The organism is Falsiroseomonas sp. RANM36 (assembly GCF_056682175.1).
In genome coordinates this window covers 659,252-679,281 of record NZ_JBWXTD010000004.1, presented here as the reverse complement: position 1 = coordinate 679,281, position 20,030 = coordinate 659,252, and the positions used below count along the sequence as shown (strand labels likewise).

Here is a 20,030-nt window from a genome sequence, read left to right as displayed (position 1 = left end):
CCCGCCCGCGGGCGCGCGCCGGGGGTGGCCGCGGCCGCCCACCACCCCCTCCCCCCGCGCCGCATCGGCCGCCTGGGGGGGCGCGGCGGCATGGGCCTTCAGCGCCGCCGCGCTCTCCCATTTCTCGATCACCATGAAGCTGTCCGGGCCGATCGCGGTCTGGATGGCGCCGATCCCTTCGGCATCCACCGCCGGTGCGTATTCGATGCAGCCCTGCTCGGCATGCACCGCCGGCATGTTGGCGCGGAATTCGCGCAGCACGGCCTCGCGCATGCCCGGCTTGGTGGTGATCACGGCGATGACATGGATCATGGCGGCTCGGTTCCGTGCTGTCCTGGGTCGGGATTGACGCGCTTCTCCGCCGTTCCCCAAGCTCGGCGCGGACAAGGGAGAAGAAGCGCGATGGAGGAAAGGCCGATGCAGGATCCGGCCCGACGCTTCGCAGCCTCGCGCGCCTGGCATGAGCGCGCAAGTCGGGTGCTGGCCGGCGGCGTCTCGTCCCAGTTCCGCGCCTTCGGCGTGTTCCACCCGATGCACTATGTCCGGGCCGAGGGCGCGCGCATCTGGGACGCGGACGGCAACGCGCTGTTGGACTACACGCTCGCGCAGGGCCCCTGCATCCTTGGCCAGTCGCATCCCGAACTCGTCGCGCGCGTGCAGCAGGCGGTGGCGCGGGCGCAGCTCTTCGCCGGCCAGCACGAGGAGGAGGTGCTGCTGGCGGAAGCGCTGCAGCGCCTGATCCCCTGCGCGGAGCGCGTGCGCTTCGCCTCCTCCGGGTCGGAGGCGGCGCAGGCCTGCATCCGCCTCGCGCGCGCCGTCACCGGGCGCCAGCGCATCCTGAAGTTCGACGGGCATTACCACGGCTGGCTCGACAGCCTGGCCTTCAATGTCGCGCCGCCGGGCAATGCCGCGGGCGACGCGCCGGTGCCCTGGTGCGCGGGCGTCGCGGAAAGCGCGGCGGCGGACATCGTCTGCCTGCCCTGGAACGACCTGGAGGCGGTGCGCCGCCTGATGGCGCGGCAGGGCGGGCAGATCGCCGCGGTCATCACCGAGCCGGTGATGTGCAACCAGGGCTGCATCGAGCCGGAGCCCGGCTTCCTGCAGGGGCTGCGCGAGACCTGCGACGCCCATGGCAGCGCGCTGATTTTCGACGAGATCATCACCGGACTCCGCCTCGGCCTCGGTGGCGCGCAGGCGCATTACGGCGTCACGCCGGATCTCGCGCTGTTCGGCAAGGCGCTGGGCTCCGGCTTTCCGCTCGCCGCCATCGCCGGGCGGCAGCGATGGATGGCCCCGCTGGAGGCGGGCACGGCCTATCACGCCGGCACGATGAACGGGAACAATGCCTGCGTCGCCGCCGGCCTCGCCACCGTCGAGCTGCTGGCCCGCGAGGGCGGCGCCGCGCTGCGGCATGTCGCGGCGCTGGGCGCGCGGCTGCGCGACGGGCTGGCGGCGCTCGGGGCGCGGCACGGCCTGGCGCTGCGCGTTCAGGGGCCGGGGCCGATGTTCCACATGGCCTTCTCCGCGCTGCCGCGCGCCACCGAGTTCCGCCACCTCGCCGCCGATGATCGCGCGACCTACCAGGCCTTCTGCCGCGGCATGCTGCTGGAGGATGTGCGGCTGATCGAGCGCGGGCTGTGGTACGTCTCCGCCGCGCATACCGACGACGACGTTGCGATGACGCTCGCCGCGGCTGACCGCGTGCTGGACCGCATCGCGACGGGCCGCCAGCCCGCCTGACAGCCAGGCCGCCGCCCTCAGCCGCCGGCCCGGCTGCGCTGAAGCAGGGACGCCAGGCGCGGTTCCGCCGCGCGCTGCGCCGCGCGCTCGATCGCGCGGTAGTCGGCCACCAGATTGCGGCCCGCATCGGTGAGCATCGCCCCGCCGCCGCGATAGCCGCCTGTGCTCGCCGCCACCACCGGCGTGCCGAATTGCCGGTTCAGCGCGTCCACCAGGTCCCAGGCGCGCTTGTAGCTCATGCCGAGCGCGCGTCCGGCCGCCGAGATCGAGCCTTCCCGGTCGATCGCTTCCAGCAGGCGGATCTTGCCGGGCCCGATGCGGCCCGAGGGCAGGTCGATGCGCAGGCTCAGCACGCCGGCATCCGGCCGGGAGGGCGGGGCGGGGCGGGTCATGGCGCCGAACCCGGCAGGGCGAGCGCCTCGGGCAGGGGCGGGCCGGCGATCACGCGGTGGTCGAAGGTGACGGCCTTCACCAGCGCCCAGAGCGCGAGGCCAGGCCGCAGCCCGAGCCGCGCCACGCTGTCCCGCGTCACGCGGGCCAGCAGCACCGCCTCGCCGACGGCAAGCCGGAGGAACACCTCGGGGCCCTCGCCGGCCGGCAGGATGTCTGCCAGCACCGCGCGCAGGATGTTCTGCGTCGAGATGCCGCGCGGCTCCTCGATCGCCACGCTGATGTCGCGCGCACGCACCCGCACGCGCAGCCGCGTGCCGGGCGGCCCGCCCTCCAGCGTCGCGAGCAGCACGCCGCCGGCGAAGCCGAGCCGCGTCAGCCCGCCCTCCCGGTCCAGCACGGTGCAGGGGATCAGCACGCCGGCGTCGCGGCGGGCCGCCAGCGGCAGGTCGGTGCGCGCGGTGAGCGCCTCCACCGTGCCGGCGGCGCGGACGCGGCCATGCTCCAGCAGCACCAGGTGGTCGGCCAGCGCATCCACCTCCTCCAGCGCATGCGTCACATAGAGGATCGGGATGCGCGCCGCGTCGCGCAGGCGCGCCAGGAAGGGCAGCACCTCGCCGCGGCGCGGGGCATCCAGCGCGGCCAGCGGCTCGTCCATCAGCAGCAGGCGCGGGCGCGCGAGCAGCGCGCGGCCGAGCGCCACGCGCTGGCGCTCGCCGCCGGAGAGCAGGCCCGGACGGCGCGCGAGCAGATGGCCGATGCCGAGCAGCGCGACCACCTCCTCGAAGGCCGGGCCCTCGGCGTCGCGCGGCGCGCGGCGCAGCCCGTAGCGCAGGTTGGTGGCGACGGAGAGATGCGGGAACAGCCGCGCATCCTGGAACACCACGCCGCAGCGCCGCCGCTCCGGCGGCACGAAGTCGCCCGCGCGCGTGTCGAGCAGCGTGGTGCCGGCGACCACGATCCGCCCCGCCTCCGGCCGCAGCAGCCCGGCGACGGCGGAGAGCACAGTGGTCTTGCCGCAGCCCGAAGGGCCGAACAGCGCGGTGACGCCGCTCTCCGGCGCGGCGAAGGCAACATCCAGGGCGAAGCCGTCCCGTCCGAAGCGGTGGCGCAGCGCGATCTCCGGCATCAGGCGCGGCCGAGCAGGCGATGCATGCGCCGGGCGATCAGCTCGGCCAGCAGCAACCCGCCGATCGCCAGCGTGAAGGAGATGGCCGCCAGCCGCGCGGCCACCGCCTCGCCGCCCGGCGTCTGCGTCGCGGTGTAGATCGCAAGCGGCAGGGTCTGCGTCTCGCCGGGGATGTTGGAGGCGAAGGTGATGACGGCGCCGAACTCGCCGAGCCCCGCGGCGAAGGCGGTGACCGCGCCGGCCAGGATGCCCGGCGACATCAGCGGCAGCGTGACGGTGAGGAAGCGGTCGAGCGGACCGGCGCCGAGCGTGCGTGCCGCCGCTTCCAGCCCCGGCTCCACGCCCTCCAGGCCGAGCCGCACCGCGCGCACGATCAGCGGGAAGGACATCACCGCGGTGGCCAGCGCCGCGCCCTCGGTGGTGAACACCAGGCGGATGCCGAGCCAGTCGTTGAGCGGCGCGCCGATCGGGCCGCGCACGCCGAACAGCATCAGCAATCCCCAGCCCACCACCACCGGCGGCACCACCAGCGGCAGGTGCACCAGGGCGTCCAGCAGCAGCCGGCCCGGGAAGCGGCCGCGCGCCAGAAGCCAGGCGACGCCGATGGCCGGCAGCAGCGAGACCGCGACGGAACGGGATGCGACCTCCAGGCTGAGCCGTACGGCCTGCCATTCCTCCGCGCCCAGCATCACTGCGTGAGCTGGAAGCCGAAGCGCTGCCAGGTCGGCGCCGCCTCGGCGCCGGTGAGGAAGCGCAGGATGGCGCGCGCCTGGGCGTCGCCCTCGGCGCGGCGGGTGATCGCGAAGGGATAGCTGACCGGCGGATGGCTGGCCGCGGGAAAGGTGGCGACCAGCCGCACGCCGCGGCTCGCGGCCGCATCCGTGGCATAGACGATGCCGAGCGGCGCCTCGCCGCGCTCCACCAGCAGCAGCGCGGCCCGGACGTTGTCGGCGCGCGCCAGGCGCGGCTGCAGCGCGCTCCACTGGCCCATCCATTCCAGCGCCGCCCGCGCATAGCGGCCGGCGGGCACATGGGCGGGATCGCCGATCGCGAGGCGCCCGTTCGGGCCGAGCAGCGCGGCGAGGTCGGTGCCCTGCGCCAGCACGAGGTCGCGCCGCGGCGCATCGGCCGGCGCGACCAGCGCCAGCGCATTGGCCAGCGCGCTGACCCGCGTGCCGCCGGCGATGAGGGTCCGCTGCTCGAGGTAGTCCATCCAGGCCTCGTCGGCGGAAAGGAACAGGTCCGCCGGCGCGCCCTGCTCGATCTGGCGCGCCAGGGCGGAGGAGGCGGCGAAGGACAGGCGCGGCGCCGGATGGCCCGCTTCCTGCCATTGCCGCGCCAGGGCGCGCATCGCATCGGTCAGGCTGGCGGCGGCGAAGAGGGTCAGCGGGGCCTCGGCGCGCGTGGCCGGCGCCGCCGCGAGGACGGAGGCGGCCAGGCTGGCGGCGAAGGCGCGGCGGCGCATCCCGGGGCTCCCTCCTGTCGTCGTATCCGTCGGAACATAACCAAGCCGCTCCGGCAAGTCCACGCGGCCCGCAGTCGGCGCGGTTTGAGCGCCGTGTCGACCGGGCGCCGCCGGCGCGACGGCCTGCTAGAGTGCCGCCATGCGAATCCTGGTGATCGAGGACGACGCGGCGACCGCGGACTACATCGCCAAGGGCCTGCGCGAGGCAGGCCATGTCGTGCAGCTGGCGCGCACCGGCAAGGACGGGATGATGCTGGCGGCCGGCGAGAGCTGGGACGTGATCGTCACCGACCGGATGCTGCCCGGGCCCGACGGCCTGACCATCCTGCGCGCGCTGCGCGCCTCCGGCATCTCCACGCCCGTCCTGGTGCTGACGGCGCTCGGCGAGGTGGAGCGCCGCGTGGAAGGGCTGGATGCGGGCGCGGACGACTATCTCGCCAAGCCCTTCGCCTTCAGCGAGCTGCGCGCGCGGATCGATGCGCTCGGCCGGCGCCCCGCCGTCTCGCAGGATCCGGTGATGCTGCGCGTCGGCGACATCGAGATGGACCTGCTGCGGCGCGTGGTGCGCCGCGCGGGCCAGCCGGTGGAGCTGATGCCGACCGAGATGCGGCTGCTGGAATACATGCTGCGCCGGCCGGGCCAGGTGCTGACCAAGACCATGCTGCTGGAAGGCGTGTGGGACCTGAACTTCGATCCCTCCACCAACCTGGTCGAGGTGCATGTCAGCCGCCTGCGGCGCAAGCTGGCGCTGGAAGGCCTGCCGGCGCCGATCCAGACGGTGCGCGGCGCGGGCTACATCCTCGGCGAGCGGGCGTGAGCTTCCTGCCGCGCCTGCTCCGAAGCTTCGCGCTGCGCACCGCGCTGCTGACGGCGGCGGGCGTGCTCGGCATCTCGGCGCTCGGCCTCGGCTTCGGCTGGCTGCGCAGCTCCGCCGCCCTGCAGGAGGCGCTGGATGCCGAGATCCGCCAGCAGGCGGAGGAGCTGCTCCGCGAATGGCGCTTCGGCGGCCCCTCGGCCCTGATGCTCGCGGTGGAGCTGCGCACGCGGGAGCGGGCGCCGGGCGTGCTGCTGGTGCAGCTGCGCGCGCCGAGCGGCGCGGTCTTCGCCGGCGCCGCGCCGCGGGCCGCGGCGCCGTCCGGGCTGCAGGGCTTCGCCACCGTCGCCGCGACGGATGCGGAGGGGCCGCTCCGCGCGCTCGGCATCGCGCTGCCGGACGGCTTCCGGCTGATCGTCGCGGCCCGCATGCGCCTGGTGCTGGACACGGCGCAGACCCTCGCCTCGACGCTGATGGCCGCGGGCGGGCTGGCGGTGCTGCTGGCGCTGGCCTTCGGGCTGCTCACCGCCTGGCGGCTCGAACGCCGCCTGCGGGCCGTCTCCGGCGCGGCCGAGGCGGTGATGCAGGGCGACTTGGCGCGCCGCCTGCCGCTCTCCGGCGCGGCGGACGAGTTCGACCGGCTCGCGGGCACGGTCAACGCCCTGCTCGCGCGGCTCGAGGCGGTGATCGAGGGCATGAAGCAGGTGACGGTGGATGTCGCGCATGACCTGCGCGGTCCGCTCTCGCGCCTGCGGCAGCGGCTGGAGGCGGCGCAGGCGCAGCCGCGCGATGCCGCGGCCGATGCCGCCCTGCTGGATGCCGCGCTGGAGGAGCTGGACGGCGTGCTCGCCACCTTCGCCGCGCTGCTGCGCATCGCGCAGCTGGAAGCCGGGCCGCCGCTGGTGGATGGCCGGGCGCCGGTGGTGGATCTCGCGGCCATCGTGACGACTCTGGCCGAGGCCTACGAGGTCGCGGCGGAGGAAGCCGGCCGCGCGCTGTCGGTGGAGGTTGCGCCGGACCAGCGCGTGCATGGCGATGCGGCGCTGCTGCGGCAGATGCTGTCGAACCTGCTCGACAACGCGCTGGCGCATGGCGGGCCGCATGTCTCGGTGGCGCTGCGGCCGGGCCCGGTGCTGGAGGTGGCCGATGACGGGCCGGGCATCCCGGCGGAGGAACGCCCGCGCGTGCTCCGCCGCTTCTATCGGCTGGACCGCAGCCGCGGCACGCCGGGCAGCGGGCTCGGCCTGGCGCTGGTGGCCGCGGTGGCGCGGCTGCATGGCGCGGCGCCGGTGCTCTCCGATGCGCAGCCGGGCCTGCGCGTGACGGTGGACCTCTCGGCCGCGCGGGCAAGCTGAAAAAGCTTTCAGGCTCGTTTCGGGGACTTTGCAGGCGTCTGTCGCCATTCTTCGCGCAACGCACGGCGCAGGGGCGCCGCGCAGGACGACAGGAGAAGACAGCATGGACCTCCCCGCCACCGGGCAGGCGACCGCCCCCGGCCGCAAGCGCGCCCGCGCCGCACTGCTCGGGCTGCTGCTCGGCACCACGGCCCTTGCCGGGCTCGCGCTGCACGCCACGCCCGCCCCGGCCACCACCGCGCCGGTCGCGCAGGCGACGCTGCCGAACGGCGCCCCCGCCGCCGGCTTCTCCGCGCTGGTCAGGCAGGTGCGTCCGGCCGTTGTGACCGTCACCAGCATCGGCATGCCCGCCCGCTCGCCCTTCGGCCAGCCCATGCCGGGCCGCGGCGGTCAGGCGGTGGGCTCCGGCTTCATCATCGACGCCGAGGGCTTCATCGTCACCAACAACCATGTCGTGGACGGCGCGCAACGCCTGACCGTGACGCTGGATGACGGCCGCCGCCTGCCCGCGACCGTGGTCGGGCGCGATCCGCGCACCGATGTCGCGCTGCTGAAGGTGGAGGCCGGCGCGCCGCTGCCCTTCGTCCGCATGGGCGACTCCAGCAAGGCGGAGCCCGGCGACTGGGTGGTCGCGATGGGCAATCCCTTCGGCCTCGGCGGCACCGTGACCACGGGCGTCGTCTCCGCGGTGGGGCGCGACATCGGCGCCGGCCCCTATGACGACTTCCTGCAGGTGGACGCGCCGATCAACCAGGGCAATTCGGGCGGCCCGCTCTTCGCGCAGGACGGCACCGTGATCGGGATGAACACGGCGATCTTCAGCCCCACCGGCGGCAGCGTCGGCATCGGCTTCGCCGTGCCGTCGAACCTGATGCAGCGCGTGGTGGCGGATCTGCGGGCTCATGGGCGGGTGGAGCGCGGCTTCCTCGGCGTCGCGACCCAGCCGGTGGACAGCGCGATGGCCAAGGCGCTGCGCCTGCCGGAGGCGCAGGACCGTGGCGACAGCCGCGGCGCGCTGGTGGCGAGCGTCGAGAAGGAGAGCCCCGCCGCCAGGGCCGGGCTGCGCGCCGGCGACGTGGTGACCGAGGTGGAAGGCCGCGCGGTGACGAGCCCGCGCGACCTGGCGCGCGCCATCGCCGACCAGAAGCCCGGCACCCGCTCCAGCCTGAAGGTCTGGCGCGCGGGCGAGATGCGCAGCGTCGCGGTGGAGATCGGCGCGCAGCCGGCCGCGCAGGTCGCGGCGCGCGAGGGCGGCGAGGAGGCGGGGCAGCAGCCGCGCATCGGCGTCGCTTTGGCGCCGATCACGCCCGAGGCGCGCCGCGCGCTGAACCTCGGCGAGGACGCGAAGGGCGCGATCGTGGCGCAGGTGATGCCGGAATCGCCGGCGGCGAAGGCCGGGTTGCGCCCGGGCGACGTGATCGTCGGTGTCGGCACCACCGAGACCGACGATGCCGCGGCCGCGGTGAAGGCGATCCGCGAGGCGGCCTCGAACGACGCGGTGGCGCTGCAGATCCTGCGCGACGGCACGCGCAGCTTCGTCGCCGTGCCGCTCAAGCAGGCCTGATCCCGGACGCGCCGGGGGAACAGGGAGGCCGGCGCGAACCGCGACGGGTCGGGGGGGGGGGGGGGGGGGGGGCCCCCCCCCCCCCCCGCTGCGCGTGCTTGCCGTGCCGGCGCCTGGCGTGTGGACTGGGCTCCGGTGCCAGGCCGCGCATGGGCGGCATCGCCACGGAGACGCCGGCAATGATCACGCCCGATGGACGAACCCGGCTGCACCTGATCCTCGGTGATCCCGTCGCGCAGGTGAAGTCGCCCGGAGGCGTCACGCGCAGCTTCGTCGCGCGCGGCCGCAACGCCGCGATGCTGCCGCTGCATGTGGCGGCGGCCGAGTTCGACGACTTCGTCCGCGGCGCCAGCCTGGCGCGCAACCTGGACGGGCTGACGATCACCGTGCCGCACAAATTCGCCGCCGCCCGGCACTGCGCGACGTTGACGGAGCGCGCCCGGCTGCTCGGCGCGGTGAACGTGATGCGGCGCAATCCCGATCGCAGCTGGCATGGCGACATGCTGGACGGCGCCGGGATGGTCGCTGCGATCCGCGCCCGCGGCGGCGAGCCCGCCGGGCGTCACGCGCTGCTGGTCGGCGCGGGCGGCGCCGGCACCGCCATCGCGCAGGCGCTGCTGGAGGCCGGCGTCGCCTCCCTCGCGCTGCATGATGCCGATGCGGCGCGGGTGGAGGCGCTGCTGGCGCGGCTGCGGCCGGTGGCGGGCGGTGTTCCGCTGCGCGGGCTTGCGGCCGCGGAGCCCGAGGGCTGCACGCTGGTCGTGAACGCGACGCCCGCCGGCATGCGCCCGGAGGACCTCGTGCCCGTGCCGCCAGGGCGGCTGCGCGCCGGGATGTTCGTCGCCGACGTCATCACCGCGCCGGTGGTCACGCCGTTGCTGGCCGCGGCGCGCGCGCTCGGCTGCGGCACCTCGACCGGGGTGGACCTGTTCGACGCGCAGGTGGAGCTGATCGCCGATTTCCTGCTCGGCGGCGCCTAGCTCGGGGCGCGTCCCGCCGCGTGGCGCGCGGCGATGAAGGCAAAGGCGAGCGCCGGCCCCAACGTGATGCCGGGCGCCGGATAGACGCCGCCCATGACCGACTGCATGTCGTTGCCGCAGGCATAGAGCCCGCCGATCGGCCGGTCGTCCCCGTCCAGCACCTGCGCATCCGTGTCCGTGACGAGCCCCGTCGCCGCGCCGATGTCGCCCGGCAGCAACCGGATCGCGTAGAAGGGCGGCGTGCCGATCGGACCGAGATTCGGATTCGGCAGCCCGCGCGATGCGTCGCCGTTCACGTGGTGATAGGCGGTGCTGCCGCGGCCGAAGTCCGGATCCTCGCCGCGCGCCGCATGATCGTTCATGCGCGCGACCGTCTCCGCCAGGTTCGCGGCGTCGATCGCGAGCTTCCCGCCCAGCTCCGCGAGCGTCGCGCCTTCGGTCAGATAGCCATCGGCGAGATAGGGCGCGAGGCCCCGCCCGCCGGGCCGCACCATGCCCAGGCCGTAGCGCCGCAGCCCCTCGCTGTCGGTGACGAGGAAGCAGGGGATGGTCGGCGTCGTGTCATGCGCGGCGAGCATCGCGCGCGCGAACAGGTGGTAGGAGCTCGCCTCGTTGACGAAGCGCCGGCCCGCGGCATTCACCGCGATGACGCCGGGCTTGCCGCGGTCCAGCACGAAATGCGGAAAGACCGCCATGCTGCCATCCGCGCGCCTGCGTACCGAGACGGGCGCCCAGAAGGCGTTGTCCAGCGCGCCCTCCCCGTAGCGCGCGCCAAGCCCGATGGCCAGGTCGTGCAGCACCCCGGGGGGGCCCGGCGCGGCCGGGCTGAAGGCGGCGAGCTCGGCGGGCAGCATCGTTGCGCGGCGCGTCGGATGGCGGTTGAAGCCGCCGGTCGCGAGGATCACGCCGCGCCGGGCCAGCACGCGTCGCGTGGCGCCGCCATGCGCGAGCACGACGCCCTCCACGCCGGCGGGCCCACGCAGCAGCTCCTCCACCGTCGTCTCGGTCACGATCTCCACGCCGCGCGCGTCAAGCGAGGCCAGCAGGCGCCCGACCAGCGCATTGCCCATCAGCAGCCGCGTGCCGCGCGGATGGCGCAGCCGGTCCATGGCGTGGCGCGAGAGCAGGCCTGCCGCATGGCGGAAGGAGGCCCAGGAGCGCGTCATGTTCATCAGATGCGGGATGTCGTCGCGATCCACCATCATGCCGCCCAGCACGGTGAATTCCGGGATGGGTGGGCGGATCAGCGCGAGTCGCGCGCCGAGCCTGCGCGCATCGAAGGGCAGCGGCTCCAGCGCGCGGCCGCGCAGCGTCGCGCCGGCGACTTCCTGGATGTAGTCGGGATGCAGCGGCCGGGCGCGGAAGCGAACCTGCGTCTCGGCCTCGAGGCGCGCGCTCGCGCGCGGCCCGGTCTCCAGGAAGGCGCGGCGCATCGCCTCGCTGGAATGGTTGCCGACGGCGTTGCGCAGGAACGCGGCGGCGTTCTCGGCATCGTCCTCCGCGCCGAGCGCGGCGGCATGCGCCGTGCCCGGAACCCAGGTCGTTCCCGCCGACCACGCGGTGGTGCCGCCGAGCAGCGCCGTGTGCTCCACCAGCAGCGGGCGCAGCCCGTCGAGCGCGGCGAACAGCGCCGCCGCCATCCCCGCGCCGCCGCCGCCGATGACGATAAGGTCGCGCGTCTCGGTTTCCATGCCCCGGCTCCCTGGCCGGGCGCTGCCCCGGCAAGCGGCGGGCGGAGGCTAGTCCGCCGCCACGCGGCGCGGCAACCGCAGGGGTGCCCCGGGAGGTTTTCAAGCCGGCGCGCAGCCGGCAGGATGCGCCCCGCAACGCATGGCGCGGCACGCATCGCCCGCCGCAGTAGGGAGGAAACGTCATGATCACCCGCAGGACATTCGGGACGCTGGCGGCCGTGCCGCTGCTCGGCGGGCTGCGCCAGGCCGCAGCGCAGGAAGCCTTCCCGAGCCGCGACCTGCTCGGCATCATCCAGTGGGGCGCCGGCGGCGCCACGGATGTGACATCGCGCGCCGTCACGCCGCATGTGGAAGCCGCGCTCGGCCACAAGATCGTGCTGCAGAACCGGCCGGGCGGCACCGGCGCCATCGCGATGACGGCGGTGCACGGCGCGAATCCGGATGGCTACACGCTGCTCTACGCGGCGGAGAACCCGCTACTCTACGGCGTGCTGAACCTTTCGCGCATCGACTTCGTGCAGGAATTCTACGCGGTGAACGTGCTGGCGCGCGGCGTGCCGGTGATCGTCACCAATCCGGACCGGCCCTATCGCACGCTGAAGGACCTGGTGGAGGAGATGCGGCGCAATCCGGGCCGCGTGCGCATGGCCGGCACCGGACCGGGCGGCCAGCCGCATGTGATCAGCTCCATGCTCTCCACCCTCGGCAACATCCGCCACATCTCCATCCCGTTCGACGGCGAGGGGCCGGGCCTGACGGCGCTGCAGGGCGGCCATGCCGACTTCATGCCGGCGGGCTCCGGCGCCGCGGCCGAGCATGTGCGCGCCGGCCGGCTGCGCGCGCTGGCCGTGTGGAACACCGAGCCGCTGCCGAGCTTCCCCGGCGTGCCGCCCGCCACCGCCGACTTCCCGGAACTCGCGCGCTTCATGCCCTGGGGCTCCTTCTACGGCGTCTGGATCAAGCGCAGCGTGCCGGCCGACCGGCGCGACAAGCTGGTGCAGGCCTTCAAGACGGGTGCGTCGAATTCCCAGTTCGTCGAGCTGATGCAGCGCAACGGCAACGTCGTGATGAACATCTCGGGCGACGAGGCCGACCGCTTCCTCAAGCGCTGGCAGTCGGTCACCACCTGGACGCTGCAGGAAGCCGGCGCCGCCCGCACCTCGCCGGCGGAACTCGGGATTCCCCGTCCGTAATCGCGCAGGCGCCCCGGCCGGTTGGGTCGGGGCGCCGCGACACCGGGAGGCGCGCGATGGAACAGACGCTGCGCCGGCGGCAGCCGGGCGAGACCGTCTTCGGCTATGTCCTGCTGCTGATTGGGCTCTTCGTCATGGCGGAAGGCTACCGCATCGACGGGCTGTATTCGCCGAGCTCGGCCGGCGTGTTCCCCGCGCTGGCCGGCCTGGTGATGACCGTCTCGGCGCTGGCCATCATCCGCCGCACCCATCGCATGCCGCCCGCCCACATCCCCGAAGGCTCCGGCACCGCGCGTGAATTCCTGCGGCGGACCACGCCGGCCGATGTGGCGGTGATGGCGGCGCTGATGCTGGCCTACATGCTGGCGCTGGAGCCGGTGGGCTTCCTCGGCGCCTCCTTCGTCTTCCTGTTCCTCTCGATCTTCTACCTGCATCGTGGCGGCCTGCTGGCGGTGCTGCTGATCTCGGCCGGTTCGCTGGCGGCGATCTGGCTGGTGTTCCGCGTGCTGTTCACCGTGGTCCTGCCGAGCGGCTGGCTGTTCCGATGAGCGACAGCCTCACCTACTTCCTCATGGCCTGGACGGATCCGCAGCTGCTGCTGCTCACGGCGGCGGGCACCTTCGCCGGCATCTATATCGGCGCCATCCCCGGGCTTTCCGTGACGATGGCGGCTTCGATCCTGATCTCCTTCACCTTCTCGTGGGACGTGAATCCGGCGCTCGCGCTGATCGCCGGCGTCTTCATGGGCGGCGTCTATGGCGGGTCGCGCAGCGCGATCCTGCTCAACATCCCGGGCGCGCCGGCGGCCATCGCCACGGCGCTCGACGGCTTTCCGCTGGCGAAGCGCGGCGAGGCCGGCGTCGCCATCGGCCTGACCACCGTCTGCTCCTTCCTCGGCGGCTTCGTCGGGATCGCGGCGCTTGCGATCGCAGCCCCCGCGATTTCCGAGTTCGCGCTGCTCTTCGCGCCGCGCGACTATCTGCTGCTCGCGGTGATGGGCCTCCTGCTGGTCGGCAGCCTGTCGGGCGAATCGCTCGCCAAGGGGCTCTATGCCGGCGCGCTCGGCGTTGCGCTCGGCATGGTCGGGATGGACCCGATGACCGCGGAGGGCCGCTTCACCTTCGGCACGGTGCAGCTGCTGGGCGGCATCCCCTATGTCGCCGCGATGATCGGCTTCTTCGGCGTGTCGGAGGCGCTGGCGCAACTGCACAACCTCAAGGCGCCGCGGATCAAGCAGGATGTCTCGCGCATCCTGCCCTCGTGGTCGCTGCTGCGGCGCTACCTGCCGCTGTCGCTGCGCAGCTCCGCCATCGGGGTGGTGATCGGCGCGCTGCCGGGCACCGGCGGCGACATCGCGGCGCTGATGGCCTACGATCAGGCGAAGCGCACGGTGAAGAACCCGTCCCGCCCCTTCGGCGAAGGCGCCTATGAGGGCGTGGTGGCACCGGAATCGGCGAACAACGCGGCGGTCGGCGGCGCCTACATCCCGATGCTGACGCTCGGCATCCCGGGCGACGCGGTGACGGCGGTGATCATCGGCGCGCTGTTCATCCACGGGTTGAAGCCGGGCCCGATGCTGATGATCGAGACGCCGCACCTGTTCTGGTTCACCGTCGGCAACCTGACGCTCGCCAACGTCTTCCTGCTGATCTTCGGCCTGAGCGGCATCCGCTTCTTCGCCAAGGTGGTGGAGACGCCGCCGGGAATCCTGATCCCGCTGATCCTGATCCTGTCGGTGGTCGGCACCTATGCGATCCAGAACAGCGTGGTGGATGTGTACTGGATGCTGGGCTTCGGGCTGTTCGGCTATTTCCTGCGCATCTACGGCTTCCAGGTGGGACCGGTGGTGCTTGGGATGATCCTCGGGCCGTTGATGGACACCTCCTATCGCCGCGCCATGATCTCGGCCGGCGACGATCCGGTGGCCTTTGTGCAGGAATTCATGACCAGCCCGCTGTCGCTGGTGCTGGCGCTGGCCGTGCTGCTGCTGGTCGCCAGCCAGACCCCGCTCTGGCGCCGGCTGCGGCGCCGCGCCTGAGCCGGATCCGGCGGCGCGGCCGGACCGTGCGGCGATCGCGCAGGGAACCTTCCGGGCGCTGGATCGCTGCATCCCCGAAGCACCATGAGCACCGATCCGCAGGACAACCTCAGCGCCGCCGAACGTGCCGATGTGGAAGAACGTTCCGCGCCGCGCGCTCCGGTGATCCACGCCATCGTCCGCCGGCACGGCGAGGAGGAGCTGCGCCGGCCCTCTTCCTCCCTGCTCTGGTCGGGCGTCGCTGGCGGGCTTGCCATCATGGCCTCGGTGATCGCCGAGGCCGCGCTGCTGGAAAAGTTGCCGGAGGGGATGGCGGGGCGCGAGGCGATCGCCGATCTCGGCTACACGCTCGGCTTCATCATGGTCGTGCTCGGCCGGATGCAGCTCTTCACCGAGCAGACCATCGTCGCGGTGCTGCCGGTGATGGCCCGGCCGGGCTGGGACCGGCTGGGGGCGGCCGGTCGGCTCTGGGCGATCGTCCTCGTCGCGAACCTGCTCGGCGCGTCAGCCGCTGCGGCGCTCAGCCTGCGCTTCGGCCTGATGAACGCCGACCTCACCGCCGCGATGCTCGAGGTGTCTGAATCGCTTCTGGCGCGCACGCCGCTGGAGACCCTGGCGCAGGCGATCCCGGCGGGTTTCCTGGTCGCCTCCATCTCCTGGATCCACGCCGGATCGGGCCGCGACCAGTTCTGGATCGTGCTGGCGCTGACCTATGCGATCGCGCTCGGCGACTTCGCGCATGTCATCGCCGGCGCGGCGGAAGCCTTCCTGCTGGTGTTCGACGGGCGGATCGGCATGGGCCAGGCGCTCGGCGGCCTGATCCTGCCGGCGCTGGTTGGCAACATCATCGGCGGGACCGGGCTCTTCGCGCTGCTGGCGCACGCGCAGGTGCGCGAGGAACTCTGACGCGCGAAGGCGTGCCTATGGCCGCGTTCAGCCGCCGGCCGGCGCGGTGATGGTCTGCAGCACCTCGAACCCTTCGAATTGCGGCGGGCCGAGCGTGATCGGCTTGGTCGAGCCGGCACCCGCATGCGCCCGGCGGAACTGCTCCGATCGCGTCCATGCCTCGAAGGCCGCGTGCGAGGCCCAGAGTGTGAGCGAGGAATAGAGGATGTGGTCCGCCGCCTGCGGTCCCTTGAGGAGGTGGAAGGCGAGGAAGCCAGGAAGCTCGTGCAGATGGCTCTCCCGCGTCAGCCAGGCGCGCTCGAACTCCGCGGCATGCGCGGGGATGACGCGAAAGCGGTTGGCGGCGACGAACATGGCTGCGGTCTCCTGCATCGTGCTGACGGGCGCGGGCCGATCGGACCACGGCGGCCGTGCCGGCGCCAGCGGTCGGCGCGCCTGCGTTCAGGCCATCACCAGGATGTCCGCGGCACCGAGCGCCGGCCTGCTCGCCAGCACGGCGAAGACGGCGGCCGCATCGGGTCCGGTCCCGTCGCCATCCCAGGCCAGGGCGCCGGTTGTCGGATCGTAGAGGACCTGCCCCGTGGCCGCGTCCGCCGCGCCGATCGCGAAGCGGCCAGGCGCCAGCGCGCCCGGAGGCAGCACGCCGCCGAAGCCGGCCGACAGGATCTGGATCGCGTCCTGCCCCGGTGTGAAGTCCAGGAGCAGATCCACGCCCTCGTTCGCCGCATCGAAGCGGAAGCTGTCCTGGCCGGCCTCGCCCGCCAGCGTGTCGTCGCCCGCGCCACCCGCGATCAGGTCGTCTCCCGATCCGCCAAGGAGGGCATCGCCGCCAAGGCCGCCGAGCAGCGTGTCGGCGCCGCCCAGGCCGAACAGGCTGTCCTCCCCGCCCTCGCCCAGCAGGCTGTTGGCGCCACCGTTGCCGATCATCCGGTTGGCCAGGCCGTTGCCCGTGCCGTCCGCGGCGCCGGCCAGCAGGATCAGCGCCTCGACATTGTCGGCAAGCGCATGGCTCACCCGCGCCTGCACCGTGTCGAAGCCCTCCCCCGGCAACTCCATCACGACGTCGCCGGCTTCGTCCACGCGCAACAGGTCGTTGCCGGCGCCGCCCCGCATCGTATCCGCGCCGGCGCCGCCTTCCAGCGTGTCGTCGCCGCCCTCGCCGGCGAGAAGGTTGGCCAGGGCATTGCCCTGGATGAAGTTCGCAAGCGCGTTGCCGCTGCCGGACGGGGCGCTGCCGACCAGGATCAGCAGCTCCACCTCCGCCGGCAGCGTGTAGGCGATGAAGGCCTGCACGATGTCCGAGCCTTCGTCCGGCAACTCCACCACGCGATCGCCGGGATCCTGCACGACATAGAGATCCCGCCCTTCGCCGCCCTCCATCGTGTCGGCGCCCGCACCGCCGTTGAGCCGGTCGTTGCCGTCGAGGCCGCGCAGCAGGTTGGCCGCCGCGTTGCCGGTGAGCCGGTTGGCCGCCGCGTTGCCGGTCCCCTGGAGCGCCGCGTCGCCGCCGAGCGTCAGGTGCTCCACATGCTCCGGCAGCACGAATTCGACCAGCGACAGGACCGTGTCGGGTCCCATGTCCGCGGCCTCGACCACGACATCGCCCGGATCGTCCGTGACGTAGATGTCGGCGCCGGAATTGCCCTCCATCACATCCGGCCCCGGCCCGCCGATCAGCCGGTCGGCGCCGCCGCTGCCGATCAGCGTATCCGCGCCGCCGAGGCCCGAGAGCTCGTTGCCGGCCGCATTGCCGACGATCAGGTTGTCCAGCGCGTTGCCGGTGCCGTCCAGGCTCTCGGCCCCGAGCAGGATCAGGTTCTCGAAGCGCGAGCCCAGCGAGAGGCTGACGCGGCTGCGCACCGTGTCGATGCCGCCGTCCAGCGCCTCCAGCATCAGGTCGCCAGGCTCGTGCACATAGGTATCGTCGCCCGCGCCGCCGACGAGCGTGTCCGCACCGGCGCCGCCATCGAGCGTGTCGGCGCCTTCGCCGCCATCCAGCCGGTTGTCCAGCTCGTTGCCGGTGAGCTGGTTGTCGAGCCCGTTGCCCAGACCGACCGATGCGCCGGCGCCGGACAGGATCAGCTCCTCCACCTCCGCCGGCAGCAGATAGCTGATGGTGGCGACCACCGTGTCGTTGCCCTCGCCGGGCTGCTCGACGACGACGTCGAGCGGATGGATGACGACATAGAGGTCGTTGCCGGCCGCACCTTCCATGTGGTCGGCGTCGAGCCCGCCGGCGAGCGTGTCCGGTCCTGCGCCGCCGAGCAGGGAGTCCGCGCCTGGCCCGCCCACCAGGCGGTCCGCCTCCTCGCCACCGGAGAGGCTGTCGGCGCCCGCATCGCCGAACAGCGTGTCGTTGCCCTCTCCGCCGTCCAGCGTGTCCGCGCCCGCTTGGCCGCGCAGGATGTCGTGGCCGCCGAAGCCGAAGAGCTGGTCGGGCCCGGGATGGCCGATCACCTCGTCGTCGGTGCCGAGCCCGCCGAGCGGGATCGGCTCTCCCTCCTCGTCGAAGAACACGTCGGGCCGGCCGGTGTCGAAGGCGATCGCGGCCCAGTCCGCCGGATTGACGATGCGCAGCACCTGCACCGCGCCGGCGGAGACGAGCCCGCCTGCCGTCTCCCGTGCTTCCATGACGAAGCTGTCCTCGATGAAGGCCGCGCCGTCGAAGTCGAGCGGCTTATCCTGCACATAGGTGAAGCTGCCATCGGGCAGGACGCTCAGCGTGCCGAGCCTCGGTCCGCTGACCAGCGAGAAGGCGAAGGCGTCGCCCTCCGCATCGCGGGCAAGCAGGCTCCCTTCCAGCGTTCCGCCCGGCGACAGCGGATAGAGCAGGCTCGCGATCTCCGGCGCGTCGTTCTCCGCCGTGACGGAGATCGCGATGCGCTGCGCGGCGGCGCCGTCTCGGGTCGCCGCATCGACGCCGCTCTCGACGGCCTCCGCGCCGGATGTGCCGGCCAGCTCGCGGAAGCCGAGGCCCGTCGTCGCGACATAGGCGAAGCCGCCCATGTCGCCCGACCCGTCCTTCGGTGCGCGGTAGTGGAGTGCGGCCAGTTGGTCCGGCGACAGCGTGTCGCCGAGCGCGACGACCTGCTCGATCATCACGGTGAGGCCCGTGCCCGCGAAGGCGGGGTCCGGCGCGCGGAAGAACACCGTGCCCGCAGTCGGCAGTTCGGTGATCGCGATGGTCAGCGGATTGCCCAGCGGATCGAAGGGCGCGTCGATGCCGAGCGCGACGCCGGCAATCGGTGGCTCCGGCGGCAGGCCGACGATGCGATCGGGCGTGCCGGGCGCCGCGCCTTCCAGCGCGAAGACGAAGGTCTCCGCCGCCGAGCCGTAGCCCTGGCCGGCCACCACCTTCAGCGCCGCGAGGTCCGATGCGGCGAAGCTGTCGCCGATTGCGAGCGGCGTTCCGTCCGGCCGCTGCACCTGCGCAGTCCCGGGCAGCGCGACCACGCGATAGAGCGCACCCGCCGCCACCTCCGCGGCGGGCGCCCGCGCATTCAGCCCGAAGGGCTCGCGCGCGTCCTCGGCGAGGGTGAGCGTGCGGTCCGCCTGCACAACCGGGTCGAGGCTGTCGAGGCGGATCTCCTCGCCGCCGATGATCACGCGCTCGATGCCGATCAGCGTGTAGACCGCCGGGGCGGCCTCCGCGGCGGCGACCAAAGTGCTGAGCGGCGGCAGCGCGGTGAGGTCGATCGGGTCGTTGCTGCGCGGCGCATAGGTGCCGCCCAGGCCGTTGCCGTCCAGCAGCTCCTGCGGTGTGATCGTCCGGGGCGATAGCTGCGGGTCGCCGATCCGCATGACCTGCGCGCCATTCGGACGCAGCACGAGCTGCAGCAGCCCTCCGCCTTCGAAGACGACCGTATCCAGCCCGTCTCCGTCGTCGCCCCGGATGGTGGTCGCGCGCTCGAGCGGATGAATGCCCGTCAGGGATCCTGGCGGGACGTCGCGCACCGTGACGGTGTCGTCGCCATCGCCCAGCCAGATCCGCGGACCCGTTCCGGAGATGCTCAGGCTGTCGTCGCCGTCGCCGAGGCGGATCGTGGTGGTGCCCACTCCGTTCACCGTCGCCGCATCGTCGCCGTCGCCCAGCTCGAACTCGCCGAAGGCCGGCTGCAGCTGCTTCTGGGCAATGCGGAAGTTGGCGACGGCATCCAGCGTCACCGTCGCCTCCGCGCCGCCGGCCGTCTGGTCCAGCACGTCCAGCGCGACCGGGACGTTGACCGCCACGGTGTTGATGCTCGGCGGCCGCAGGGACAGCACGAGCTGGTCCGCATGCGCGGAGCCGCGGACGACCTCGAAGTTCACCGCGACGTCTCCGCTGGCCACGTCGCCCGGCGCGCTGCCGGCGGTCGGATTGTTGACCGAGAGCCTGCCGTCATTGATCGAGGCGCGCAGGCTGACGCCTTCCGGCGCAAGCGCGTAGCTCAGCGTGTCGCGTCCGTCGCGCCCGTCCATCAGGTCGGCGCCCGCCATGCCCTCGATCACGTTGTCCCGCGCATCGCCGCGAATCGTGTCGTTGGCCGCGCTGCCGATGACGTTCTCGATGCCGAACAGCGTCGCCTTCTCGATGATGTCGTTGTTGGAACTCAGCCAGCGCGCCTCGCCATAGACCACGCGCTGGCCGGTGACCGTGCTGTTGATGGACACGCCCAGGATGTTCGAGGTCGTCGGCCCGGCATCGAGGTCCACCAGGGCGCGGGGCCGCGGGGCGGCGGGGGGGGTGGAGGGGAGGGCGCCGGGGGCGGGGCGGGGCCCCCGGGGG

General features: G+C 73.3%; 17 protein-coding genes. 9 read left to right on the top strand and 8 right to left on the bottom strand.

The window, feature by feature from the left end:
• A partial coding sequence (locus AC1MIR_RS17035; protein ID WP_480029372.1) for a putative quinol monooxygenase occupies window positions 1-312 on the bottom strand: 312 nt, incomplete at its 3' end.
• Window positions 313-417: 105 nt separating this feature from the next.
• On the opposite strand from AC1MIR_RS17035, the gene AC1MIR_RS17030 reads away from it, so the two are divergent.
• Window positions 418-1,740: an aspartate aminotransferase family protein gene (locus AC1MIR_RS17030; RefSeq protein WP_480029371.1), complete on the top strand. Its 1,323-nt coding sequence runs from the start codon at window positions 418-420 to the stop codon at window positions 1,738-1,740.
• Window positions 1,741-1,757: 17 nt separating this feature from the next.
• On the opposite strand, the gene AC1MIR_RS17025 is transcribed toward AC1MIR_RS17030, so the two are convergent.
• Genes AC1MIR_RS17025 through modA form a run of 4 tightly spaced genes read right to left on the bottom strand, consistent with a single transcriptional unit; the run spans window position 1,758 to window position 4,724 of the window.
• Window positions 1,758-2,132, bottom strand: coding sequence for a winged helix-turn-helix domain-containing protein (locus tag AC1MIR_RS17025; RefSeq protein WP_480029370.1), 375 nt, complete (start codon window positions 2,130-2,132; stop codon window positions 1,758-1,760).
• Window positions 2,129-3,259 (bottom strand): molybdenum ABC transporter ATP-binding protein, encoded by a 1,131-nt coding sequence (gene modC, locus AC1MIR_RS17020; protein WP_480029369.1) that lies wholly within the window; start codon window positions 3,257-3,259, stop codon window positions 2,129-2,131. The genes AC1MIR_RS17025 and modC overlap by 4 nt, the downstream gene beginning before the upstream one ends.
• Window positions 3,259-3,948 carry a molybdate ABC transporter permease subunit gene (gene modB, locus AC1MIR_RS17015; RefSeq protein ID WP_480029368.1) on the bottom strand — a complete coding sequence of 230 codons (690 nt, stop codon included), beginning with the start codon at window positions 3,946-3,948 and terminating at the stop codon, window positions 3,259-3,261. Before modB ends, modC begins: the two co-directional genes overlap by 1 nt.
• A complete protein-coding gene (gene modA / locus AC1MIR_RS17010; RefSeq protein WP_480029367.1) occupies window positions 3,948-4,724 on the bottom strand; it encodes a molybdate ABC transporter substrate-binding protein in 777 nt (258 codons plus the stop codon). The genes modB and modA overlap by 1 nt, the downstream gene beginning before the upstream one ends.
• A gap of 139 nt (window positions 4,725-4,863) precedes the next feature.
• Here modA and AC1MIR_RS17005 point away from each other — a divergent pair, with 139 nt between their 5' ends.
• From AC1MIR_RS17005 to AC1MIR_RS16990, 4 genes are all read left to right on the top strand, one after another.
• Window positions 4,864-5,541, top strand: coding sequence for a response regulator transcription factor (locus AC1MIR_RS17005; RefSeq protein WP_480029366.1), 678 nt, complete (start codon window positions 4,864-4,866; stop codon window positions 5,539-5,541).
• Window positions 5,538-6,893, top strand: coding sequence for a sensor histidine kinase (locus AC1MIR_RS17000; RefSeq protein WP_480029365.1), 1,356 nt, complete (start codon window positions 5,538-5,540; stop codon window positions 6,891-6,893). Before AC1MIR_RS17005 ends, AC1MIR_RS17000 begins: the two co-directional genes overlap by 4 nt.
• Before the next feature lie 103 nt (window positions 6,894-6,996).
• Complete coding sequence (locus tag AC1MIR_RS16995; RefSeq protein WP_480029364.1) at window positions 6,997-8,457, top strand: trypsin-like peptidase domain-containing protein; 1,461 nt, start codon at window positions 6,997-6,999, stop codon at window positions 8,455-8,457.
• A gap of 179 nt (window positions 8,458-8,636) precedes the next feature.
• A complete protein-coding gene (locus AC1MIR_RS16990; protein WP_480029363.1) occupies window positions 8,637-9,437 on the top strand; it encodes a shikimate dehydrogenase family protein in 801 nt (266 codons plus the stop codon).
• Here the strand turns inward: AC1MIR_RS16990 and AC1MIR_RS16985 are convergent.
• Complete coding sequence (locus AC1MIR_RS16985) at window positions 9,434-11,128, bottom strand: FAD-dependent oxidoreductase (protein ID WP_480029362.1); 1,695 nt, start codon at window positions 11,126-11,128, stop codon at window positions 9,434-9,436. The two genes, AC1MIR_RS16990 and AC1MIR_RS16985, sit on opposite strands and share 4 nt — an antisense overlap.
• 182 nt (window positions 11,129-11,310) lie before the next feature.
• On the opposite strand from AC1MIR_RS16985, the gene AC1MIR_RS16980 reads away from it, so the two are divergent.
• The 4 genes from AC1MIR_RS16980 (at window position 11,311) to AC1MIR_RS16965 (ending at window position 15,265) form a co-directional block, all read left to right on the top strand.
• Window positions 11,311-12,321 carry a Bug family tripartite tricarboxylate transporter substrate binding protein gene (locus AC1MIR_RS16980; protein ID WP_480029361.1) on the top strand — a complete coding sequence of 337 codons (1,011 nt, stop codon included), beginning with the start codon at window positions 11,311-11,313 and terminating at the stop codon, window positions 12,319-12,321.
• Between the two features lie 56 nt (window positions 12,322-12,377).
• On the top strand, window positions 12,378-12,869 hold the full coding sequence (locus AC1MIR_RS16975; RefSeq protein ID WP_480029360.1) for a tripartite tricarboxylate transporter TctB family protein: 492 nt from the start codon (window positions 12,378-12,380) through the stop codon (window positions 12,867-12,869).
• On the top strand, window positions 12,866-14,359 hold the full coding sequence (locus tag AC1MIR_RS16970) for a tripartite tricarboxylate transporter permease (protein WP_480029359.1): 1,494 nt from the start codon (window positions 12,866-12,868) through the stop codon (window positions 14,357-14,359). Before AC1MIR_RS16975 ends, AC1MIR_RS16970 begins: the two co-directional genes overlap by 4 nt.
• 84 nt (window positions 14,360-14,443) lie before the next feature.
• Window positions 14,444-15,265: a formate/nitrite transporter family protein gene (locus tag AC1MIR_RS16965; RefSeq protein ID WP_480029358.1), complete on the top strand. Its 822-nt coding sequence runs from the start codon at window positions 14,444-14,446 to the stop codon at window positions 15,263-15,265.
• 27 nt (window positions 15,266-15,292) lie between these two features.
• Here AC1MIR_RS16965 and hmuQ read toward each other — a convergent pair whose 3' ends face one another.
• Both hmuQ and AC1MIR_RS16955 read right to left on the bottom strand, forming a co-directional pair.
• Complete coding sequence (hmuQ, locus tag AC1MIR_RS16960; RefSeq protein WP_480029357.1) at window positions 15,293-15,619, bottom strand: heme-degrading protein HmuQ; 327 nt, start codon at window positions 15,617-15,619, stop codon at window positions 15,293-15,295.
• Between the two features lie 87 nt (window positions 15,620-15,706).
• Entirely contained in the window at window positions 15,707-19,957 is a 4,251-nt protein-coding gene (locus AC1MIR_RS16955) for a hypothetical protein (protein WP_480029356.1), read from the bottom strand.
• Window positions 19,958-20,030 lie beyond the last annotated feature (73 nt).